Origin of the sequence: Labrys wisconsinensis (assembly GCF_030814995.1) — a bacterium.
GTDB classification, from domain to species: Bacteria; Pseudomonadota; Alphaproteobacteria; order Rhizobiales; family Labraceae; genus Labrys; species Labrys wisconsinensis.
Genome location: NZ_JAUSVX010000010.1, coordinates 201,890 through 220,923 on the forward strand (window position 1 = coordinate 201,890; position 19,034 = coordinate 220,923).

General features: G+C 71.9%; 22 protein-coding genes and 1 pseudogene. 12 read left to right on the forward strand and 11 right to left on the reverse strand.

The genetic code is table 11. From position 1 onward, the window contains the following. Positions 1 to 21: 21 nt before the first annotated feature. On the reverse strand, positions 22 to 1,305 hold the full coding sequence (locus QO011_RS24590; RefSeq protein ID WP_307277837.1) for an MFS transporter: 1,284 nt from the start codon (positions 1,303 to 1,305) through the stop codon (positions 22 to 24). A gap of 214 nt (positions 1,306 to 1,519) precedes the next feature. Here QO011_RS24590 and QO011_RS24595 point away from each other — a divergent pair, with 214 nt between their 5' ends. Further along, positions 1,520 to 1,774 carry a hypothetical protein gene (locus QO011_RS24595; protein WP_307277840.1) on the forward strand — a complete coding sequence of 85 codons (255 nt, stop codon included), beginning with the start codon at positions 1,520 to 1,522 and terminating at the stop codon, positions 1,772 to 1,774. Positions 1,775 to 1,938: 164 nt separating this feature from the next. After that, positions 1,939 to 2,730 (forward strand): 4-hydroxy-tetrahydrodipicolinate reductase, encoded by a 792-nt coding sequence (gene dapB / locus QO011_RS24600; protein ID WP_307277842.1) that lies wholly within the window; start codon positions 1,939 to 1,941, stop codon positions 2,728 to 2,730. Here the strand turns inward: dapB and QO011_RS24605 are convergent. From QO011_RS24605 to QO011_RS24620, 4 genes are all read right to left on the reverse strand, one after another. Continuing rightward, positions 2,727 to 3,020, reverse strand: a complete 294-nt coding sequence (locus QO011_RS24605) for a type II toxin-antitoxin system RelE/ParE family toxin (protein ID WP_307277844.1) — start codon at positions 3,018 to 3,020, stop codon at positions 2,727 to 2,729. The two genes, dapB and QO011_RS24605, sit on opposite strands and share 4 nt — an antisense overlap. Further along, positions 3,017 to 3,265, reverse strand: a complete 249-nt coding sequence (locus tag QO011_RS24610; RefSeq protein WP_307277846.1) for a type II toxin-antitoxin system ParD family antitoxin — start codon at positions 3,263 to 3,265, stop codon at positions 3,017 to 3,019. Before QO011_RS24610 ends, QO011_RS24605 begins: the two co-directional genes overlap by 4 nt. 128 nt (positions 3,266 to 3,393) lie before the next feature. Then, positions 3,394 to 4,503: a DSD1 family PLP-dependent enzyme gene (locus QO011_RS24615; RefSeq protein ID WP_307277849.1), complete on the reverse strand. Its 1,110-nt coding sequence runs from the start codon at positions 4,501 to 4,503 to the stop codon at positions 3,394 to 3,396. A gap of 25 nt (positions 4,504 to 4,528) precedes the next feature. Beyond that, on the reverse strand, positions 4,529 to 5,656 hold the full coding sequence (locus QO011_RS24620; RefSeq protein WP_307277850.1) for an amidohydrolase/deacetylase family metallohydrolase: 1,128 nt from the start codon (positions 5,654 to 5,656) through the stop codon (positions 4,529 to 4,531). A gap of 274 nt (positions 5,657 to 5,930) precedes the next feature. Between QO011_RS24620 and QO011_RS24625 the strand changes: the two genes are divergently transcribed. Beyond that, on the forward strand, positions 5,931 to 7,058 hold the full coding sequence (locus QO011_RS24625) for a hypothetical protein (RefSeq protein ID WP_307277853.1): 1,128 nt from the start codon (positions 5,931 to 5,933) through the stop codon (positions 7,056 to 7,058). An 88-nt stretch (positions 7,059 to 7,146) separates the two neighbouring features. After that, positions 7,147 to 7,524, forward strand: coding sequence for a DUF2147 domain-containing protein (locus QO011_RS24630; RefSeq protein WP_307277855.1), 378 nt, complete (start codon positions 7,147 to 7,149; stop codon positions 7,522 to 7,524). A gap of 142 nt (positions 7,525 to 7,666) precedes the next feature. On the opposite strand, the gene QO011_RS24635 is transcribed toward QO011_RS24630, so the two are convergent. The 3 genes from QO011_RS24635 to QO011_RS24645 are packed head-to-tail and all read right to left on the reverse strand — an operon-like array spanning position 7,667 to position 11,055. Next, a complete protein-coding gene (locus QO011_RS24635) occupies positions 7,667 to 8,896 on the reverse strand; it encodes an SAM-dependent methyltransferase (protein ID WP_307277858.1) in 1,230 nt (409 codons plus the stop codon). Positions 8,897 to 8,899: 3 nt separating this feature from the next. Continuing rightward, positions 8,900 to 9,709, reverse strand: a complete 810-nt coding sequence (locus tag QO011_RS24640; protein ID WP_307277860.1) for a DUF1365 domain-containing protein — start codon at positions 9,707 to 9,709, stop codon at positions 8,900 to 8,902. Continuing rightward, positions 9,706 to 11,055, reverse strand: a complete 1,350-nt coding sequence (locus tag QO011_RS24645) for an NAD(P)/FAD-dependent oxidoreductase (protein ID WP_307277863.1) — start codon at positions 11,053 to 11,055, stop codon at positions 9,706 to 9,708. The genes QO011_RS24640 and QO011_RS24645 overlap by 4 nt, the downstream gene beginning before the upstream one ends. 204 nt (positions 11,056 to 11,259) lie before the next feature. Here QO011_RS24645 and QO011_RS24650 point away from each other — a divergent pair, with 204 nt between their 5' ends. From QO011_RS24650 to QO011_RS24670, 5 genes are read left to right on the forward strand one after another with little or no spacing between them, the layout of a single operon-like run. Then, complete coding sequence (locus QO011_RS24650) at positions 11,260 to 11,826, forward strand: sigma-70 family RNA polymerase sigma factor (protein ID WP_307277866.1); 567 nt, start codon at positions 11,260 to 11,262, stop codon at positions 11,824 to 11,826. Continuing rightward, positions 11,823 to 12,476: a ChrR family anti-sigma-E factor gene (locus QO011_RS24655; RefSeq protein ID WP_307277869.1), complete on the forward strand. Its 654-nt coding sequence runs from the start codon at positions 11,823 to 11,825 to the stop codon at positions 12,474 to 12,476. The genes QO011_RS24650 and QO011_RS24655 overlap by 4 nt, the downstream gene beginning before the upstream one ends. 3 nt (positions 12,477 to 12,479) lie before the next feature. Continuing rightward, positions 12,480 to 13,361, forward strand: coding sequence for an alpha/beta hydrolase (locus QO011_RS24660; protein ID WP_307277873.1), 882 nt, complete (start codon positions 12,480 to 12,482; stop codon positions 13,359 to 13,361). Further along, positions 13,358 to 14,185: a DUF1295 domain-containing protein gene (locus QO011_RS24665; RefSeq protein ID WP_307277876.1), complete on the forward strand. Its 828-nt coding sequence runs from the start codon at positions 13,358 to 13,360 to the stop codon at positions 14,183 to 14,185. Before QO011_RS24660 ends, QO011_RS24665 begins: the two co-directional genes overlap by 4 nt. Next, entirely contained in the window at positions 14,182 to 15,240 is a 1,059-nt protein-coding gene (locus QO011_RS24670; protein ID WP_307277878.1) for an SAM-dependent methyltransferase, read from the forward strand. Before QO011_RS24665 ends, QO011_RS24670 begins: the two co-directional genes overlap by 4 nt. Here QO011_RS24670 and QO011_RS24675 read toward each other — a convergent pair. Both QO011_RS24675 and QO011_RS24680 read right to left on the reverse strand, forming a co-directional pair. Beyond that, complete coding sequence (locus QO011_RS24675; RefSeq protein WP_307277880.1) at positions 15,230 to 15,658, reverse strand: DUF2177 family protein; 429 nt, start codon at positions 15,656 to 15,658, stop codon at positions 15,230 to 15,232. The genes QO011_RS24670 and QO011_RS24675 overlap by 11 nt on opposite strands. Before the next feature lie 142 nt (positions 15,659 to 15,800). After that, positions 15,801 to 16,301, reverse strand: coding sequence for an Lrp/AsnC family transcriptional regulator (locus QO011_RS24680; RefSeq protein WP_307278193.1), 501 nt, complete (start codon positions 16,299 to 16,301; stop codon positions 15,801 to 15,803). A gap of 151 nt (positions 16,302 to 16,452) precedes the next feature. Between QO011_RS24680 and QO011_RS24685 the strand changes: the two genes are divergently transcribed. Genes QO011_RS24685 through QO011_RS24695 form a run of 3 tightly spaced genes read left to right on the forward strand, consistent with a single transcriptional unit; the run spans position 16,453 to position 18,571 of the window. Continuing rightward, positions 16,453 to 17,622 (forward strand): aminotransferase-like domain-containing protein, encoded by a 1,170-nt coding sequence (locus tag QO011_RS24685; RefSeq protein WP_307277882.1) that lies wholly within the window; start codon positions 16,453 to 16,455, stop codon positions 17,620 to 17,622. Between the two features lies 1 nt (position 17,623). Next, positions 17,624 to 18,295, forward strand: coding sequence for an RraA family protein (locus QO011_RS24690; RefSeq protein ID WP_307277883.1), 672 nt, complete (start codon positions 17,624 to 17,626; stop codon positions 18,293 to 18,295). A gap of 27 nt (positions 18,296 to 18,322) precedes the next feature. Continuing rightward, positions 18,323 to 18,571: a hypothetical protein gene (locus tag QO011_RS24695; protein WP_307277885.1), complete on the forward strand. Its 249-nt coding sequence runs from the start codon at positions 18,323 to 18,325 to the stop codon at positions 18,569 to 18,571. A gap of 9 nt (positions 18,572 to 18,580) precedes the next feature. Here the strand turns inward: QO011_RS24695 and QO011_RS24700 are convergent. Next, positions 18,581 to 19,011: pseudogene (locus tag QO011_RS24700) on the reverse strand (EmrB/QacA family drug resistance transporter); the annotation flags it as partial. Positions 19,012 to 19,034 lie beyond the last annotated feature (23 nt).

Genomic DNA, 19,034 nt, shown 5'->3' on the forward strand with positions numbered 1-19,034 from the left:
CCGCGCCGAGCCGCACAGGCGTCAGGCGGAGCCGGCCGCCGTGCGGGCTCCGCCCTCCCCGGCGGCCGGCGCGGACGCATCCTGCCGGCAAGCCGGCCGCAGCAAGGCGCCGAAGCCGATCCAGAGCGCGACCGCGGCCAGGGCGAAGCCGCCGAGCACGAGGAAGGCCGCGGGGTAGCCCCGGGCCTGCGCGATCCAGCCGCCGATGGCGGGGCTGAGCGAGGCGCCCAGGCCCTGCACCATCATCACCGTGCCCTGGCCGACATTGACCCGGCCGGTGCCGTTGAGGATGCGGGCGACGAGGCCGGGAACGGCGACGCTCTGCAGGCCGGCGCCGACCCCGTCGAGGACCTGCACGGGATAGACGCCCCGCCAGTCGATGAGGTTGGCCGCGATCAGGCCGCGGACCGGCAGGGCCAGGAACGAGATCAGCAGCACGAGCCAGTAGCCGCGCCGCTCGGCCATGCGCATCGCGACCAGGGATGCGACGATCATCACCGCCTGCGCCACGACGATGGTCATGGCGGTGAAGCTCGCGGGGTCGCCCCGCCCGGCCGCGACCACGGCCAGCCCGTAGAGCGGCAGCATCGCCCCGTTGCCGAGATGGAAGCAGGCGAGCGCGGCGGCCAGCACCAGGAGGGGGCGGCATTCCACCAGGACGGAGAGGCCGCTGACCCGATGGGCCCGGTCGCCGCCCTCCCCGGCTCCGCGCGCGGCATCGTCGTCGATCGCCTCGGCCGGGATCATCAGCGCCGAGGTCACCGTCAGCACGCCGAACACGGCCGCGAGGCAGAACACCGCCGGCAGGCCGAAGGCCCAGCCGAGCAGGCCGGAGAGGCCGGCGCCGACCATGTTGCCGGCATGGTTGAAGGCCTGGTTCTGCCCGTTCTGGCGATTGAAGCCCTTCTGGCGCACCATGCCGAGCGTGATGCCGGCGACCGCCGGGACGATGGCGCTGCCGGCGATGGCGGTGGCGACGAGGGACGCCGCCACCAGCCAGAACTGCTGCGACATCAGGACGAGCGCCGAGGCGACCACGGTGCAGGCGGCCGAGCCGACGACATAGGCCCGCTTGCGCGAGGTCGCGTCGATCAGGGCGCCGGCCGGCGCCGTCACCAGCATGCCGGCGACGCCGCCGATGGTCATGACCGTGCCGATGAGGCCGCTCTCCCAGCCGTGCGCCAGGAGATAGACGCCGAGAAAAGGCCCGACGCCGGCCTGGATGTCGGCCATGAAGAAGTTCAGCGCCCTGAGCGCCCCGAGGCCGCGCCCTGCCCCCGTCTCGCCCCCTGCCGCAGCCGTCATGGTGGTCCTCCCTCTCCTGCGGCCGCGGCCGGGCGCGCGGGATGGCCGGCCTGTTGCAACGTCCCCGCCGGCTTTCGGTTCCGGCGGCCGGCATCGCCAGGGCCCGAGGCATGCCGGAACAAATCGCCGCCACCGCCGTTGAGGGTCGACGTGCCGGCGCCATGGTCGACCGCCTCGGGTGGCCATGGGCCGCCGCCGGACCAGGGAGGCGGTGATGGGATTCAAGCGCGATCGCGAGGGTTCGCCCGAATACGACGTGGAATCGGACGAGGCGGTCCTCGCCAGCGGCCCCGGCGGCGAGGGCAACAGGGAGTCGCTCTCGGACGCCCTTCGGCGCGGCGTCACGCCCGAGCTGGCGCGCAAGCTCGCCGAGGAGGCCGCCACGGCAAAGGCGCCCGACGCCGACGACGATGTCGAGCATGTCGAGACGCCGGCCGGCCCGCAGCCGCCCCTGCCGGGCTCCGGCTAGCGCCGGACCTGCAAAGGAGCGCGAACAGGCGTCCGCGCATCGCCACGAAAATCCTCGCTGATCGGAACGGCGCGTCGCGTATCCGCGCGCCGCCGAGGCCTTCGATTCCGGATGTCCGAGCCGGTCGCATGCGCTATGCCTGCCGCTTTCGCGGGAGGAGCGTCATGGCGTCACCGATCAGGATCGCGGTGGCCGGCGCACGCGGCCATATGGGCCGGGCGGTGATCGAAGCCCTGGCCGACGAGCCGGGGCTGGTGCTCGCCGCCCGCTTCGGCCGGCCGGGCGACGAGCGGGACGGCCTCGTCGACAGGGCCGCCGCGCTCGCCGCCGCCGACGTGGTGCTCGACTTCACCACCGGCGCCGCCTCGGCCGCCCTGGCGCAGGCCTGCGCCGCGCGCGGCGGGCCGGCGCTGGTGATCGGCGCCACCGGCTTCGAGCCGCCCGAGCTCGCGGCCGTCGCCGAGGCGGCCCGCCGCATCCCGATCGTGCGCGCCGGCAATTTCTCGCTCGGCCTCGCCATGCTGCTCGGGCTGGTGGCCCAGGCCGCCCGCGCCCTGCCGGCCGAGGCCTGGGATATCGAGATCCTCGAGGCCCATCACCGCCGCAAGCTCGACGCGCCTTCCGGCACGGCGCTGATGCTGGGCGAGGCCGCCGCCGCGGGCCGCGGCGTCGCGCTCGCCGCGGTGGAGCGGCGCGGACGCGACGGCCTGGCCGGCCCGCGTCCGCCCGGCGAGATCGGTTTCGCCGTGCTGCGCGGCGGCGGCATCGTCGGCGAGCACAGCGTGGTTTTCGCGGCCGAGAGCGAGACCCTCACCCTGTCTCATGCGGCGCACGACCGCGGCATGTTCGCCCGCGGCGCCCTCGCCGCCGCCCGCTGGATCGTCGGGCGGGCGCCGGGCGCATATGACATGCAGGACGTGCTGGGGTTCATGCCGATTGGACAAGAGAACGGCTAGTCTGGCAGATTCCTGCTCACGTCCTGCTTCTGGTGCAGAATGCGGATGATTTCCAGTCGATCACCGTGGTCACGGAAATAGGCCATATGCGATCCGGCGGCGTATTTCAGGTAGCCAGAGCGTATGTCGACCGGCCGGCCTCGTCTGGCACCGGAGGCCAGACCATGGCAGGCGTCGCGGATTTCATCCGTATAGCGGTCTGCCTGATCCGGTCCCCAATGCTCGGCGCTGTAGTCCCAAATATAGTCGAGGTCCGCCTCCGCCGCAGGCGAGAGGGCAAGGGACTTCATCGGTCCTCATACTCCGCGCGCTTGCGGGCTTTGAATTCCTCGAAATCGAAAGGGCGGGGCTCGCCCGACTGCTCGCCGGCAATGAGGGCATCCTGCAGGGCCTTCACCTTGGCCTCATGGTCTTCCAGAAGCCGAAGCCCTGCCCGCACAACGTCACTGGCCGAGCCGTAGCGGCCTGCCCGCACTTGATCGCTGATGAAGCTGGCGAAATGATCCCCCAGCGTGACGGAGGTGTTGCGACCCATCGGAGCACCTTGCTGTTCGTGACGAATCGTCGTGTACCAATATGTAATACATCCCGCTGAGGGGGCAAGGATCAGCAAGGACCATCGCCCATGCCAGGGATTTCGTCGTCGGCGAGCACAGCGCCCCCTCACGCCATGGCGCCGCGCGCCGCCACCGGCCACAGGCGCTCCACCCGGCCCCGCCGCACGCCGACATACCAGTCGTGCCGGTCGACCGTCGGGTCGCAATGGCCGGGGACCAGGCGCAGGCGCTGGCCGAGAGCCAGCGGCTCGGCGCCGGGGTCGAGCGCCAGCTGCCCGTGCTCGTCGGAGGCGGCGACATAGCGCACGTCCTGCCGGCCCGAGACCAGCGGCAGGCCGCTGTCGATCGCCACGGCCTTGTGGCCGGCATCGACCACCGCGGTGCCCGGGCGCGGCGCGCTCATCACGCCGGCGAGCACGAACAGCGCCTGGCGGAACGGCGGCGGCGCCTGGTTGCGGGCATAGTCGGCATCCATGAACACGTAGGAGCCGGCCTGCAGCTCGGTGAACACGCCGCTGGCCGCCTCCAGCGCAAAGCTGCCGGTGCCGGCCCCCGTCACCACCTCGCAGGCGAGGCCGTGGCGACGGAGGTCCTCCACCACGCTGCCGGCCCGCTCCACGGCCGCGCCGACCGCCGCCGCCCGCTCCTCCGGGGTGCGCAGGTGCTGGGCCAGCCCGTGATAGGCCTGGATGCCGCCGAAGATCAGGTGCGGGCTCGCGGCGATGCGCCGGGCGAGCGCCGTCGCATCCGGCCCCGGCGCCGCGCCGCAGCGGCCGCCGCCGGCGTCGATCTCGACCAGCACGCGCAGGCGCACGCCGGCATCCGCCGCAGCCGCGGCGGCGGCGTCGACGCCGCGGGGATCATCGGCGCAGAGGCCGATGCGGGCGATGCGCGCCAGCGCGGCCAGGCGCGCCAGCTTCGCCGGATCGACCACCTCGTTGGAGACGAGGATGTCGGGAACGCCGCCCCAGGCCAGGACCTCGGCCTCGCCGACCTTCTGCACGCACTGGCCGACCGCGCCGCGCGCCGCCTGCAGATGCGCGACGACCGGCGACTTGTGCGTCTTGGCGTGCGGGCGCAGCCTGACGCCGGCCGCGGCGACGAGCCCGGCCATATGGTCGAGATTGGCCTCGAAGGCGTCGAGGTCGACGATCAGCGCGGGCGTGTCGACCGCGTCCTCGCGCATGCCGGGCTGCGCCGGCGGTTGCTGCAGCATGATGGCCTCCTTCAGCGCGCGGGTCTCATGCCGGCCAGGCCCGGCCGGCGACCACCAGGCCCTCGGCGAACAGGCGCTCGCCGGCCGTCACCACCTCGCCGCGCACGTCCTCCAGCGGGAAGGCCCCCTCCCTCAGCGACAGGATGCTGGCATCGCCCACCGAGCCGGGCTTGAGCGTGCCGAGCTCCGGCCGGCCCAGCGCCCTGGCGGCGTTGACGGTGGAGGCGGCGATCACCTGATCGAGCGGCATGCCGAGCGCCAGGAACTTGGAGAGCGTCGTGACCTGGTCGTAGGCCGGGCCGTTGATGCACAGGGCATGCACGTCCGAGGAGATGGTGTCGGGCAGGAAGCCGTGGTCGAGCATGGCCCGCGCCGTCTTCCAGCCGAAGGAGCCCATGCCGTGGCCGATGTCGAACAGCACGCCGCGCTCGCGCGCCGCCAGCACCTCGGGCTTGATCGAACCGTTGCCGGCGACCGGCGCATTCGGGAACGGCCGGAAGCAATGGGTCAGCACGTCGCCGGGGCGCAGGCGCTCGACCACCGCCTCGTAGGAGGGCGGCGGCTCGTCGATATGCACCATCATCGGCAGGCCGGTCTCGTCGGCGACCTGCAGCGCGATGTCGAGCGGAGCGATGCCGGCCGGCCCGCTGGCGTGGAGGCCGATCCTGACCTTGATGCCGATGATCAGGTCCCGGTTGGCCTCGGCCACCTCGACCGCGTCGCGCGCCGCCATCAGGCGGATGTCGTGGCTCTCGCCGACCATGATCCGGTGCGAGAAGCCGAAGATGCCGGCGAAGGAGACGTGGAGATAGACCAGCACGCGCACCGGACAGGGCTCGATGACATGGCGGCGGAAGCCGGCAAAGTTGCCCGGCCCGGCGCTGCCCGTGTCGACGCATGTGGTGACCGCGCTCGCCTTGGCGTAATCCGCCGGATCGACGCCGAGCGAGGTGCCGCCCCAATAGACGTGGGTGTGCAGGTCGATCAGGCCCGGCGTGACGATCCTGCCGGCGACGTCGCGCATCTCGGCGCCCTCCAGGCCCTCGCCGATCGCCGCGACCCTGCCGCCGGCGAAGGCGACGTCGGCGACGCGGTCGATCCCCTGGGACGGGTCGACCACCCGGCCGTTGCGGAGCACGAGATCGAAAGGCATGGCATCACTCGCTGCGGGAGGGACGGTACCGGGCGGGGAGCCCGGCGCGGCCGGCAGGGCGCCGGCGGCTCGCGCCCGCCAGGGATAGCAGGGATGCGGGGACCTGTCTGCGGGCCGGAGGGCGATCGCAGCGGCCGTGGCCGGCGTGCCGGAACCCGAGCCGAGGCGCACCGTGCCCGTCCACTCATGGAGCCTGAGGCGACGCCTTGGAGCTCGTGCAGGCTTGCACCGGCCCCGCCCTCCCCCCAGACTGCCGCCCGTCCGGGAGACTGCCATGACTCTGCCTGCCTTCCTGTATGCGTGGGGCTCCCGCGCCGCCCTGCTCCTCGCGCTGGCCCTCGCCGGCGCGGCGCCGGCCGGCGCCGCCGACGCGCCCCTGATCGGCGCCTATCTCTGGGGCGGGCAGCTCGACCGCGGCCAGGGCCTCGAGCGTTTCCACGCCTCGGTCGACTTCCTCATGAAGCAGGGCTTTCACGCCATCCGCATCCCGATGACCGAGAACAGCCTCGACGAGATCGGCATCGACCGCACCCGCTGCGGCGCGGGCGCCGACACCGCCTGCTTCCTCCGGCAGGCGCTGGACAGCCCGGCCTTCGACGCGCCCGGCCTGCGGCTCCTGATGATCACCCTGCACGAAAGCGCCTCGAAGGGCGTGCTCGCCGACGGGCTGACCCCCGAGCGCCGCCAGGCGATCACCGCCGAGCTGACCGGCGTTCTGGAGACGCTGCAGCACCGTTTCGCCGGTCGGTCGGTCGAGATCGTGCTCTCCAACTGGGAGGGCGACAACCAGGTCTATTGCGGCAGCGTGGTGCGCTATGCCCGCCAGCCCGCGTTCACCGCGAGCTGCGACACGCCGACGGGCGACGGCCTCGACCGGCGGCTGGCGCATTTCGTCGACTGGATGCAGCTGCGCGACGCCGTGGTGCAAACCTTCCGCGCCGCCCATCCCGGCTTCGACGTCGAGCATGCGCCGGAGTTCAACCTCGCCTATCTCGGCCCGCGCAACTGCAAGACCCGCTGCGACGTTTCCCGCACCGTCTTCGCCGCCCTGGCCCGGGCCGGCAAGCGCCCGCTCTGCTCCTTCTCCTCCTACAACAGCACCAACCGCGGCGCGCTGCAGGACGACCTCCCCCGCCTGCTCGCCACCTGCGACCGCGTGATCCTCGGCGAGCTCGGCTTCGCGCCGGCGCGCCAGGGCCCGGAGCGTGTGCGCCAGGGCTTCGCGAAAGCCGCGGCGGCGGCCGCCGCCTTCCCCGGCAAGGTCCCGGCAATGGTGATCTGGAACGCCTTCGACCAGCCCGGCCGGACACGGGAGGACAGCTTCGGGCTGTACAGGGAGGACGGGACGCCGGGGAATGTGGTGAACCTGCCGGCGGGCATGGCGCCGGGCGCGGCGCCGTAACGGGCCGGAGCCGGCACCGCAGATCCGCCGGCGGCCGGCCTGCGTACAATGCGCATCGTCCCCCGCCGGATTCACCGCGAGGCCCGCCATGCGCATGCTGATCGCCCTGCCTCTCTCCCTCGTGCTGTCCGTGGCGGCCGCCGCCGAGCGCGGCGTGGCCGCTCCCTATGGCATCTGGATGCGCGGCGACGGCAATGCCCGGGTGCGGATCGCCCCCTGCGGCGCCAAGCTGTGCGCCACCAATCTCTGGATCCGGGACCCGTCCAGCGGAGAGGCGGTCGGCGACCGCCTCGTCATGAGCCTTGCGCCGAAGGGCGGCTCGACGCTGGCAGGCTCCGCCTTCGACCCGAAGCGGAACCTCACCTATGCGCTGGAGATGCAGGTCGGGGCCAAGCGGCTGGAGACACGCGGCTGCATCCTCGGCCAGATCCTGTGCAAGACGGTATCCTGGTCCCGCACGAAGTGAGCGGCGCCCAGGCGCGATTGCCGCTCATCCGGGCGAGCCCGGAGCCCCAAAGCATTTTCCAGCGGACCGGCACTCGCGTGAAAAAATGCGCAGGAACAAGGAGATGCAGAGCGCTCTCGATTCAACCTGAAGCGATCGCGCTTCAGCCCCGGAGCGTGTAGAAGCCGACGTCGATGGCGCGGGCGCGGAAGCCGCCCTCGCAGTAGCCGAGATAATAGTCCCACAGGCGCCGGAACTCCTCGCCGAAGCCGAGCCTGTCGATGTCGCGGCGGGCGGCGCCGAAGCGCCGGCGCCACTCGGCCAGGGTCAGGGCATAGCTGGCGCCGAAGCTCTCCAGCCCGACCAGGTCGAGCCCCGCCCGCCGGGCATGGGTGGCGATCAGGGCCTTGGTGGGCAGCATCCCGCCGGGGAAGATGTGGCGCTGGATGAAGTCGGTGTTGCGGCGATAGCCCTCGAACCGGTCCTCGGCGATGGTGATGACCTGGAGCACCGCCGTGCCGCCGTGCTTCAGGCACTCCCTCACCTTGCGGAAATAGATGGGCCAGTAGCGCTCGCCGACCGCTTCCAGCATCTCGATGGAGACGATGCGATCATAGCGGCCCTCCGCCTCGCGGTAGTCCTGGAAGCGCAGGCGGGCACGGCCGTCGAGCCCCTCCCCGGCCAGCATGGCGGTGCCGTAGGCGAGCTGCTCGCGCGACAGGGTGAGGCCGGTGACGTCGGCGCCGCGCCGGGCGAGGGCGGCCGCGAGGCCGCCCCAGCCGCAGCCGATCTCCAGCACCGTGTCGCCGCTCCGGACGTCCATGAGCGCGAGGACGCGCCGGATCTTTGCCGCCTGCGCCTCCTCCAGGCTCTGGCCGGGCGCTTCGTAGAGCGCGGAGGAATAGCTCATGCTCCGGTCGAGCCAGAGACGGTAGAAGGCGTTGCCGAGGTCGTAGTGAAAGGCGATGTTGCGCCGGCTGCCGTCCGGCGAATTGCCGCGCAGCGCATGGCGCAGCCGGTTCCACAGGCGCAGCGGCAGCAGCGCCGCCAGCCGCGCCTCGAGCTGGGGCACGTTGAGGGCGGCCAGCTCGACGAGGGCAGCCAGGTCCGGGCTGGACCAGTCACCCGCGACATAGGCCTCGGAGAAGCCGACATCGCCGCCGGTCAGGAGCCGGCGCAGGGCGCGCCAGCGATGCAGCACCAGGGTCGCGTCCGGGCCCGGCGCCGCGCCGCGCCCGGCCAGCCGCCGCTGCTCCGGCGTGACGATGGCGAGGCGGCCGGCCGCCAGGCTGCCGAGCAGGCGCTTCAGGATCAGGTCCCTCGGGCCGGACCGGCCCTCGGTCCCGGCCAGCGCTTCCGGCAGGTCGTCGCGGCGGTCGGTGTCGACATGCATGCGTCATCGTCCTCCAGGCCGGGATGAGGGGACAATGCTGACCGCGGCGGCCGGCGGCGCCGGGCGGGCACGCAGCCCGATGCCCTTTGCCCAGAGCCACAGCGCCTCCCAATGGATGGCGGCGACGACCTTGAACGTCAGCAGGGGGTAGGCGAAAGCCGCGCGGGCGAGCTGGCGGTCGGTCAGCGGGCGTCGCGCGGCGGTGTGCACCGCGCTGAGCACCGGGCCGTCGGCGCCGCTGACCAGGATGGCGACGGCGAGGCCGTCTCCCGGCGGCAGGACCCGGAAGGCGTAGGTCAGCTCCATGTCCATGAACGGCGAGACATGGAAGCGCTTGGCGGCATGCTGGCGCAGCACCGGCCCGTCCGCGGCCTCGACCGGGATGAGGTAGGAATGCCTCTGGCCGAACGTGTTGTTGACCTCGTAGAGCACCGCCATCAGCTCGCCGGAGCGGCGGTGGCAGAAATAGACGCTGAGGGGGTTGAAGGCATAGCCGAGGATGCGCGGCATCGCCAGCAGCCGGACCGCGCCGCCGTCCGGCGCCAGCCCGGCGGTGCGCAGGAGGGCCTCGACCTCGGCCTTCAGCCCGCCCGCCGACGGAGGCCGGCCCCGCTCGCTGCCATGGTCTCGATCGTGGAAGCTGAACAGGTTGAAGCGGTTGCGCGAGAACAGCCAGAGGCGCCGGGACAGGTCCTCCAGCTCGTCCAGGTCGAGCAGGACGGAGACCATGCGGTAGGCCAGCCGGTGCCGGCGCGGCTTCAGCCGCACGTGCCTCACCGTGCCGGCATAGAGGGCGGAGCGCAGCTCGCTCATAGCGCCGGCTCCGGCTCGGCCGTTGCATGCACCGCGCGGCCGAGATGGATGCGCCCGGATTCCTCCGGCACCGTCCAGGGACGGCGCACGCCGCCCAGCGCCTCGGCGACGGCGAGGCCGGACTGCAGGCCGTCCTCGTGAAAGCCGGCGCCGAAATAGGCCCCGCAGAACCAGACGCCGCCCCGGCCCTGCAGGCGCCACAGGCGGCGCTGCGCGGCCATGGCGCCGGCGTCGAACAGAGGGTGCTCGTAGACCGCGCGGTGCAGGACGGCAGCCGGATCGGGCGCCACGACCGGGTTGAGGGTGACGAACAGCGGCAGGGCGTCCGGGATGCCTTGCAGGCGGTTCATCCAGTAGGTGACGCAGAGCCGCTCGCCGCCCTGCCGCAAGGTGAGGTAGTTCCAGGCCGCCCAGGCCGCGCGCCGCCGCGGCATCAGGCGGGGGTCGCCGTGCAGCACCGCCTCGTTGCGGCTGTAGCGGAAGGCGCCGAGCAGGCGCGATTCCTCGGCGAGCGGCGGCTCCAGCAGGGCGAGCGCCTGGTCGGCATGGGTGGCCAGCACGGCGTGGTCGAACCGGTGGTCCTGCCCGGCTGCGTCGGTCAGCATGACGCCGCCCGTCACGCGCCGCACGCGCCCGACCGCGCAACCCGCCCGCACCCGGCCCCGCATGGCCTGGCGCAGCCGCGCGACGTAGCTGCGGCTGCCGCCGGCGACCGTGCGCCAGGCCGGTCGCCCGGTCAGCTTGAGCAGGCCGTGGGTGTCGCAGAACCGCACGAAGGCGGCCGCAGGATGGCGCCCGACTTCGGCGGCCGCGGTCGACCAGATGGCGGCGGCCATGGGATAGAGATGGTCCTGGCGGAACGCGGTGCCGTAGCCTCCGGCGTCGAGATAGGCGTCGAGGCTGGCGGCGCCCATGGCGGGCAGGTCGCGCGGCGCCTCCCGGTAGAAGCGCAGGAGGTCGCGCAGCATCGCCCAGAAGCGGGGCGCGGCGAGGTTGCGCGGCTGGGCGAACAGGCCGCGCAGCCCGGACCCGCAATATTCGAGCCGTCCGCCGTCGATCGAGACGGCGAACGACATCTCCGTCTCCCGGGTGCCCACGCCGAGATGGGCGAACAGGGCCGTGAGGTTGGGATAGGTCGTCTCGTTGTAGACGATGAAGCCGGTATCGACCGGCACCCCGGCGACATCGACCGTGTTGCTGTGGCCGCCGAGCCGCTCCTCCGCCTCGAACAGCGTCACCACGTGGCGCGTCGACAGCAGCCAGGCCGCCGAGAGCCCGGAAATGCCGCTGCCGACCACGGCGATCCGCAGCGGCGGGCCAGGCACGATGTCCTGTCGAAATGTCATGGGCGGCTTTCGCGGTGAGCCAAGCGTTCGACGTTCTCGGCTGCATGTACGAAGACCGCCTTTCGCTGGATCACCGCCGCTGCGATGATCCAACCCTCGATGCGGCGCGTAGAAGCGTGCATGAATGCCTTGCTGGAGCATGCCCGATCCCGCGACCGCTCATCCGCTCCGGCAGCGCAGCGAGGGGTGCGTGTGACGCGTTCGTTGAGTGACCAGCCCGTGCCGGCCGGGGGCGATCTCGACCGGCTGATCCTGAGGATTGCCGCAGAGCGCGACAGGCAGGCCTTCGCGTTGCTCTATCGCCACGTCGCGCCGCGCCTGAAGGCTTTCCTGATCCGGTCCGGCCTCGCCGCCAACACCGCCGAGGAGATCGCCCAGGAGGTCATGCTCGCGGTCTGGCGCAAGGCGTCCTATTTCGACCCCGCACGGGCCGGCGCCTCGACCTGGATCTTCACCATCGCGCGGAACCTGCGCATCGACCATCTCCGCCGGGCCCGGGCCGGCAGCGCCGCGGAGGCCGGTCCGGCCTGGGATACGGACGCCGGCCCCTCCGGCGAAGCGCTGCTCATGGCCTCCGAGCGCGAGGCCCGCGTGCGGGCGGCGGTGCAGGCGCTGTCCGAGGAGCAGGCGGCGGTGCTGCGCCTGTCGTTCTTCGGCGACAAGGCCCATGCCGAGATCGCGCGCGAGCTCGCCCTGCCGCTCGGCACGGTCAAGTCGCGCGTCCGCCTTGCCCTCGCCAGGCTGCGCACTCTCCTGGAAGGCGACTCATGACCATCTCCCATCACCCGACCGACGAGACGCTGCTGCGCCATGCAGCCGGCCACCTGCCGGCCGGCCCGGCCCTCGTGGTCGCGACCCACCTGTCCGGCTGCCCGGCCTGCCGGAGCCGCCTCGCCGCGTTCGAGGCCGTCGGGGGAATGATGCTGGAGGAGATCGAGCCGGAGGCCATGGCGCCGGACGCCTTCGCCGCCCTGCTTCATCGCCTCGACCGTCCCGAGCCGCCGCCCCCTCCGGCGCCGGCGCCGGGGTCGGGCCGGCTGCCCCACGGCATCGTCCTGCCCGAGCCGCTGCGGGACTGCGAGATCGGCCCCTGGCGCTGGATCGGCATCGGCATCCGGGCGAGCACCGTCACCGTGCCGCAGAACCGGGAAGCCCGGCTGACGCTGCTGCGCGTCGGTCCCGACCGCAAGCTGCCGGAGCACGGCCACACCGGCACCGAGTTCACGCAGGTCCTGTTCGGATCCTTCTCCGACAGCTTCGGACGCTACGGGCCCGGCGACCTGACGGAGATGGGCGCGGAGGTCGAGCACCAGCCGGTCGTCGACCCGGAGGGCGAGTGCATCTGCCTTGCCGCCCTCGAAGGCGAGATGCGGCTCTCCGGATGGCTGGGCCGCCTGATCCAGCCCTTCATCCGCCTCTGAACGATGGCGCGCGCCTGGAGCCTGCTCGTCGCCGCAGCGATCCTCGGCTGCGCCGCGGCCGCATGGCTGGCGCCCCTGGCCGTGCTCAATGCCTTCGCCCGCGCCGAGGACTGCAGCGAGCGCACCGGACTGTCCTATGCCGACGGGCCGCGGCACGGGCTGGACGTCTATGTCCCCGCCGGCCCGGGCCAGGGGCGCCCGGTCGTGGTGTTCTTCTACGGCGGCGGCTGGGAAGAAGGCGAGCGCGGATCCTACCGTTTCATCGCCGCGGCCCTGGCCGGCCGAGGCTTCGTGACCGTGGTGCCGGACTATCGCGTCTATCCGCAGGTCCGCTTTCCCGCCTTCCTTCAGGACGCGGCGCTCGCGGTGCGATGGGCGCACGACCACGCCGCCCAATTCGGCGGGGATGGCGGGCGCCTGGTCCTGGTCGGCCATTCCGCCGGCGCCCACATCGCCGCCATGCTCACCTTCGACCGGCAATGGCTGGCGGATGTGGGCCTCGACGCCACCCGGGACCTCCGGGGCATGGTCGGCCTGGCCGGCCCCTACGACTTCCTGCCGCTGCACAGCCGGACGCTGGAGGCGATCTTCGGCACCGGCCCGGCGCTCGAGCGCACCCAGCCGATCACCTTCGTCGACGGCGGCGAGGCGCCGGTGTTCCTCGCCACCGGCGCGCACGACGCCACCGTCGACCCGGGCAACACCGAGCGCCTGGCGGCGCGCATCCGTGCGCGCGGCGGGCGCGTCGACACCAGGCTCTATGACTGGGTGGACCACCGCACCCTGATCGGCGCCTTCGGGTGGCCGCTGCGCCCGCTCGCGCCCGTCCTCGCGGACACAGCCGCCTTCATCCGGTCCGTGACCGGGCCGCAGGCCGCGACATGAGCATGATCCCGCTCCTGGCGAGCCTCGCCGTCGCGCTCGCCGCGACCATGGCCACGGCCTGGCTCGTCGCGCTGCGCAGCGGCAATCACGGCTGGATCGACGTGATCTGGTCCTTCGCGGTCGGAGCCGGCGGCGTCGCGGCGGCCCTCGTCCCGGCCGGTCCGGCCACCTGGATGCCCCGGCAGCTCTTCGTCGCAGCGCTCGCAGCGGCATGGTCGCTGCGCCTCGGCGGCCATATCCTGCGCCGCACGCTGGGCGGCGGGGACGACCCGCGCTATGCCCAGCTGAGGCGGGACTGGGGCGAGCGGGCGCCCGCCCGCCTGTTCTGGTTCCTGCAGATCCAGGCCGCCGCGGCCATCCTTCTGGTGCTCGCCATCGCGGCCGCGGCCCGCAACCCGCTGCCCGCCATCCGGGCCGGCGACCTCGTCGGCGCGGCGATCCTCGCCGCGGCCGTCGCGGGCGAGGCCGTCGCCGACCGCCAGCTGGCGCGGTTTCGCGCCGATCCCGCCAACCGCGGCCGCGTCTGCGACAGCGGCCTGTGGGGCGTGTCGCGCCACCCCAACTATGTCTTCGAGTGGCTCGCCTGGGTCGCCTACCCCGTGATCGCGATCGAGTCCGCGGGTGGCGGCTATCCCTTCGGCTTCCTCGCCCTGCTCGGCCCGCTCCTGATGTACGGACTGCTCGCGCACGCCTCCGGCATTCCGCCGACGGAGGCCCACATGCTGCGCTCGCGCGGCGATGCCTACCGCGCCTACCAGCGGCGGGTGAATGCCTTCTGGCCGGGCCCACCGCGGCGGCCGGCGAACGGAGCCGGAGACCCATGAACCTGATCGCCGCGGCCGGCCGCCTCGCCGAGCGCCTGCCACTGCCCGATGCCGTGACGCGATTGGGCATCGGCCTCCTCGTCGGCCGCACGGCGCGCAGCCTCGGGGCCGTGCCGGCCGGCGAGGAGAGCCGCTTCGCGCAGGCCATGGCCAGCCGGCCGGTGGCCGAGCACGCCGACCGCGCCAACGACCAGCACTATGCCCTGCCTCCTGCCTTCTTCGGCCTGATCCTCGGTCCGCGCCGCAAATATTCCTGCTGCCTCTACGAGCGCGAGAGCGACACGCTCGCGGACGCCGAGATGCGGGCCCTGGAGGAGACCGCCCGCCACGCCGATCTCGCCGATGGGCAGCATATCCTGGAGCTCGGCTGCGGCTGGGGCTCGCTGACCCTGTTCATGGCCGAGCGCTTCCCCGCTGCGAGCATCGTCGCGGTGTCGAACTCGCCGCTCCAGGGCCGCCACATCCAGGCGCAGGCGCGAGAGCGCGGCCTCGCCAACGTGACGGTCGTCACGGCCGACATGAACGTCTTCCGCCCCGACACCGTCTTCGAGCGCATCGTCTCGGTCGAGATGTTCGAGCACATGGCCAACTGGCCCATCCTGTTCGCCCGCGCCCGGTCCTGGCTGGCGCCGCAGGGGCGGATGTTCCTGCATGTCTTCACGCACCGATCCACGCCTTACCGCTTCGACGACGGCGACGAAGGCGACTGGATCGCCCGGCATTTCTTCACCGGCGGCATCATGCCGAGCGAGGGTCTGGCGCATCGCTTCGCCGACCAGTTCGCCGTCGAGGCGGAATGGCGCTGGAGCGGACGCCACTACCAGCGGACCGCGCTCGACTGGCTGGCCAATTTCGACGCCGGCCGGGCGGAGATCGACCGGCTGCTCGAGACGGTCTACGGCGCCGAGGCCGGGCTGTGGCGGCGGCGCTGGCGGCTGTTCTTCCTGGCGACCGCAGGCCTGTTCGGCCATCGGGCCGGCGAGGACTGGGGCGTCAGCCATTACCGGCTGCGCCCCGCGCCGGCCGCGGCCGCGGACGACCCGCTCAGCCGTTGAGCCAGCCGACCGCGCGCTGCGCGACCAGCATGCCGGCCGTGGCCGCGATCGCGGTCAGCGCCGTGCCCCAGGCCATGTCGGCGACGGTGACGATCACCGGCCAGTCCCGCAGGGTGGCATGGTTGGTGAGGTCGTAGGTGCCGTAGGCGACGAGCCCGAACAGCGCGCCGAGCGCCAGCGCCGTGGTCCAGCGGCCGGAGGCGAGCGCGGGCTGGACCGCGAACACGACCACGCCGGCGATGTAGAGGGCATAGAACAGCACCGCGGGCGGCAGGTTCACCGTCTCCGCCAGCAGCGGGCCCAGCTTCGGCCGGTAGAGCGCGCCGGCCATCCGACTGAGCCAGAGGCCGTCGAGCGCGAGGAAGACGACGCCTGTCGCCACATAGCTCACGAGATAGGCCATCGTCGCTGCCTTCATGCCGGTTGCGGGCAGGGACGGATACGTCGCGGGACCCGCCGCGGATCAGCGGGCGGTGCGGCCGCCGGCGCACCGGGGCTGAAGCTGCTGATGATCACCCTGCACGAGCGGCCGGCGAGATCGCCGCCCGGCAGCCCGAGCATCAACGCAGATCGGCCAGGGGATAGGTGATCTGGTTGAGCACGAGCATCGTCGACGTCTCGGCCACGGCCGGAATGCCCTGGAGCGCGTTGATCGTGAACTCGCGCAGGGCGTCGGTGTCCTCGACCCAGACCCGCAGGAGGTAGTCGCTCCGGCCGCTCACCAGCAGGCATTCGGTGATCTCCGGCCTCTTGCCGATTGCCTCGAGGAACTGCTCATGGCCTTCGGGTCCATAGCGGGACAGCTTCACGAACATCACCACGCAAAGCTTCAGCCCGAGGGCAGCCGGATTGATCCTGGCCGAATAGCCGTCGATCACGCCGGACTCTTCCAGTTGCCGGATGCGCCGACTGCAGGGCGTCGGCGACAGGCCGACCCTCTCGGCGACGTCGAGGTTCGACATGCGGCCGTCTTCGACCAGATGCCTGAGGATCTTGCGATCGATCGCGTCGAGCCGCGGTCGGAGGGAAGCCCTTCGGCTTTTCGGCTCCTCGTGGTGCATTTCGCTACGATCTCCGCCACCGAGCCCGAAAATTGCACGCACTCTCTACGAACGCGAGTGTTATCCTGCCGCCAGGCTGGAGGTGAGCATGGAGATGTCGAGAACCGCACCGTCGCGCTTGACCGCCCGACGGCCGTCATTCGCCAGGTGGATGGACACGACGAACGACATCACGCGCGTGTTCCTGTCGGCGGGCCGTATCCCCGGATTGATCAGCCTGGCGGGGGGATTGCCCGAACCGAGCACGTTTCCGGCATCGGAGATCGCGACCATCGCCCGCGACGTGATCGAAGCCCATCCGGGGGAGGTGCTCGGCTATGGGCCGATCGAGGGGCTGCCCGAGCTGCGCGACAAGCTGGCCGCACGCTTCGGCTCGGCGGCGCTCAATCTCACGCGGGCCAACGTGCTGGTCACCTCGGGCGGCATGCAGGGCCTCGATCTGATCGGCAAGGTGCTGCTGGAGGAGGGCGGCCTCATTGCCGGCCAGTTCCCGACCTACCTGGGCGCGCTCGACGCCTGGCGCCCGCGCTCTCCGACAGTCCGCAAGATGATCCTGGAGGCACCGGATTTCGAGCCCCTGTCCGCGCTCGACGGCGCGCAGTTCGCCTACACGGTGCCCAACTTCTCCAACCCGACCGGCAGGATGGTCGATGTCGGGATGCGGCAGGCCCTGGCCGATGCCGCGGATCGCAGCGGCACCTGGCTGATCGAGGACGACCCCTACGGCACGTTGCACTACGATGGCGCGCCCCTGCCCCGGATGATCGAGCTCAGCGCGCGCTCCCGTCCCGGCGAGCCCTACCAGGGCCCGGTCGTCTACATGGGCACCCTGTCGAAGGAGATCGCCCCCGGCCTGCGGATCGGCTGGGTCATTGCCGCGCCCGAGATGATCGAGGCGCTCACCATGGCCAAGCAGGGCTCGGACATGTGCACCAGCGGCGTCACCCAACGCATCGCCCTGGCAGCCCTGGAGGCGGGCCTGATCGAGCGTATCCAGCCGGCGGTCCTCGACATCTACCGTCGGCGCCGCGATGCGCTCTGCGCGGCGATGGCGGAGCACCTCGGCGACTGGTTCGACTGGGACATCCCGGTCGGCGGCATGTTCGTCTGGGCCGTGGCGAAGGACCCGGCGATGGACACGGACCTGCTTCTCCCCCATGCCATGGCGGCTGGCGTCTGCGTCGTGCCCAGCAGCGTCTTCGATGCGTCGGGCCTCGATCGCCGTGCGCTCCGCATCAACTTCTCCTTCAACGAGCCCGACACGCTGCACGAAGGCGTCAGGCGTCTGGCGAAGGCGATCACGACGATGCAGGGAAGCTGAGATGACCGTCACCATCCATTCCGCCCCTCGGTCCGATCTCACGCCGGCGGAGGTCGAGGCCTGGCGCTCCGTCCCCGTGGCGATCGCCGTGGACCTGGCACGGGACATCGGCCAGATCGATCCGGCCATCCGCCCGCTCAATCCGCCGGGCCGGCAACCTGCCTTGTTCGGACGCGCCGTGACCGTCTCGTGCGAGCCTCCCGACTTCGGGGCGGTGGTCCACGCGCTCGACATCGTCGGCCCGGGCGACGTCCTGATGATCGCGGCAGCCGGCAATGCCGAATTCGCCATGATCGGCGAGATCCTCGGCGGGCACGTCCGAAACCGCGGCGGCGTCGGCATCGTCTGCGACGGTGCCGTCCGTGACGTCGCGACCCTGGCCACGTGGCCCGACTTCTCGGTCTTTGCCAGGTTCGTCACGCCCCGTGGGCCGGCCTCCGCCGAGCGCGGCTCGATCAATGCGCCGGTGGTCATCGGCGGACGGCTGGTGACCCCGGGCGATCTCGTCATCGGCGACGATGACGGCCTCGTCGCCCTGTCGCCGGCCACGGTCCGCTCACGCATCGCGGACGCACGGGAGAAGCAGGCGCGAGAGGCAGGCTGGATCGAGAGCCTTGCGAGCGGACGAGGGGCGATCGAGACGTTTGGGTTGGCAGCGGCGAAGACGCGATAGCGCGAGGCACGCCAATCGCCGTCTGTCATGCCCTTCGAACTCCCACCCTACCTCGACGACCTTCGCGATCCCGAGCGCGTCCACCGCATCATCGACTTCGGCGGCGGCACCTTCATCGCCCTGATCAGTCGTGGCGACGGCACGGCGCGTTATCTCGCGGAGTTCATCAACCCCACCGACCCCAACGACGACGACCGCCACCGCTCAGGCCTGTTCGCGACGCTGGCCGAAGCCGAGCGCGACGCCCTGGCCTGGATGGACAGCTACCGCGGCTGACACCGCCCCTCACTCCATCGCCACGCTGTGATCCACTGCGGGCTTGCTCGCCGGCTTCCTCAGCAGCATCACCAGCGGCATCGCCACCAGCGACATCAGCATCGAGAGCTTGAAGTCGTCGATATAGGCGATGATCGTCGCCTGGGCCGTGATCAGGTTGTCGAGCGCGGCGCGGCCCGCGGCGGTGAAGGGGTCGAGGCTTTGCTGCACGGCCGTGGTGTCGAAGCCGCGGTTGAACGGCGTGACATAGGCGCCGATCGAGGCGTGGTTGACCTGGACGTTCTCGGTGAGCAGGGCCGAGACCACCGAGATGCCGACGCTGGAGCCGACATTGCGCGAGAGGTTGTAGAGGCCGGTGCCCTCGCCGCGCATCTGCGCCGGCAAGGTGGAGAAGGCGACCGTCGTCAGCGGCACAAGAGGAGGCCGAAGCCGGCGCCCTGGGCGAGAGTTTTTCATCGACAAA

Coding starts and splice junctions, on each gene's coding strand:
- QO011_RS24680 (WP_307278193.1), bottom strand. CDS start 16,301: ATGCACCACGAGGAGCCGAAAAGCCGAAGGGCTTCCCTCCGACCGCGG.
- QO011_RS24610 (WP_307277846.1), bottom strand. CDS start 3,265: ATGGGTCGCAACACCTCCGTCACGCTGGGGGATCATTTCGCCAGCTTC.
- QO011_RS24695 (WP_307277885.1), top strand. CDS start 18,323: ATGCCCTTCGAACTCCCACCCTACCTCGACGACCTTCGCGATCCCGAG.
- QO011_RS24625 (WP_307277853.1), top strand. CDS start 5,931: ATGACTCTGCCTGCCTTCCTGTATGCGTGGGGCTCCCGCGCCGCCCTG.
- QO011_RS24595 (WP_307277840.1), top strand. CDS start 1,520: ATGGGATTCAAGCGCGATCGCGAGGGTTCGCCCGAATACGACGTGGAA.
- QO011_RS24670 (WP_307277878.1), top strand. CDS start 14,182: ATGAACCTGATCGCCGCGGCCGGCCGCCTCGCCGAGCGCCTGCCACTG.
- dapB (WP_307277842.1), top strand. CDS start 1,939: ATGGCGTCACCGATCAGGATCGCGGTGGCCGGCGCACGCGGCCATATG.
- QO011_RS24620 (WP_307277850.1), bottom strand. CDS start 5,656: ATGCCTTTCGATCTCGTGCTCCGCAACGGCCGGGTGGTCGACCCGTCC.
- QO011_RS24660 (WP_307277873.1), top strand. CDS start 12,480: ATGGCGCGCGCCTGGAGCCTGCTCGTCGCCGCAGCGATCCTCGGCTGC.
- QO011_RS24605 (WP_307277844.1), bottom strand. CDS start 3,020: ATGAAGTCCCTTGCCCTCTCGCCTGCGGCGGAGGCGGACCTCGACTAT.
- QO011_RS24640 (WP_307277860.1), bottom strand. CDS start 9,709: ATGAGCGAGCTGCGCTCCGCCCTCTATGCCGGCACGGTGAGGCACGTG.
- QO011_RS24635 (WP_307277858.1), bottom strand. CDS start 8,896: ATGCATGTCGACACCGACCGCCGCGACGACCTGCCGGAAGCGCTGGCC.
- QO011_RS24675 (WP_307277880.1), bottom strand. CDS start 15,658: ATGAAGGCAGCGACGATGGCCTATCTCGTGAGCTATGTGGCGACAGGC.
- QO011_RS24665 (WP_307277876.1), top strand. CDS start 13,358: ATGAGCATGATCCCGCTCCTGGCGAGCCTCGCCGTCGCGCTCGCCGCG.
- QO011_RS24685 (WP_307277882.1), top strand. CDS start 16,453: ATGGACACGACGAACGACATCACGCGCGTGTTCCTGTCGGCGGGCCGT.
- QO011_RS24615 (WP_307277849.1), bottom strand. CDS start 4,503: ATGCTGCAGCAACCGCCGGCGCAGCCCGGCATGCGCGAGGACGCGGTC.
- QO011_RS24590 (WP_307277837.1), bottom strand. CDS start 1,305: ATGACGGCTGCGGCAGGGGGCGAGACGGGGGCAGGGCGCGGCCTCGGG.
- QO011_RS24645 (WP_307277863.1), bottom strand. CDS start 11,055: ATGACATTTCGACAGGACATCGTGCCTGGCCCGCCGCTGCGGATCGCC.
- QO011_RS24690 (WP_307277883.1), top strand. CDS start 17,624: ATGACCGTCACCATCCATTCCGCCCCTCGGTCCGATCTCACGCCGGCG.
- QO011_RS24655 (WP_307277869.1), top strand. CDS start 11,823: ATGACCATCTCCCATCACCCGACCGACGAGACGCTGCTGCGCCATGCA.
- QO011_RS24630 (WP_307277855.1), top strand. CDS start 7,147: ATGCGCATGCTGATCGCCCTGCCTCTCTCCCTCGTGCTGTCCGTGGCG.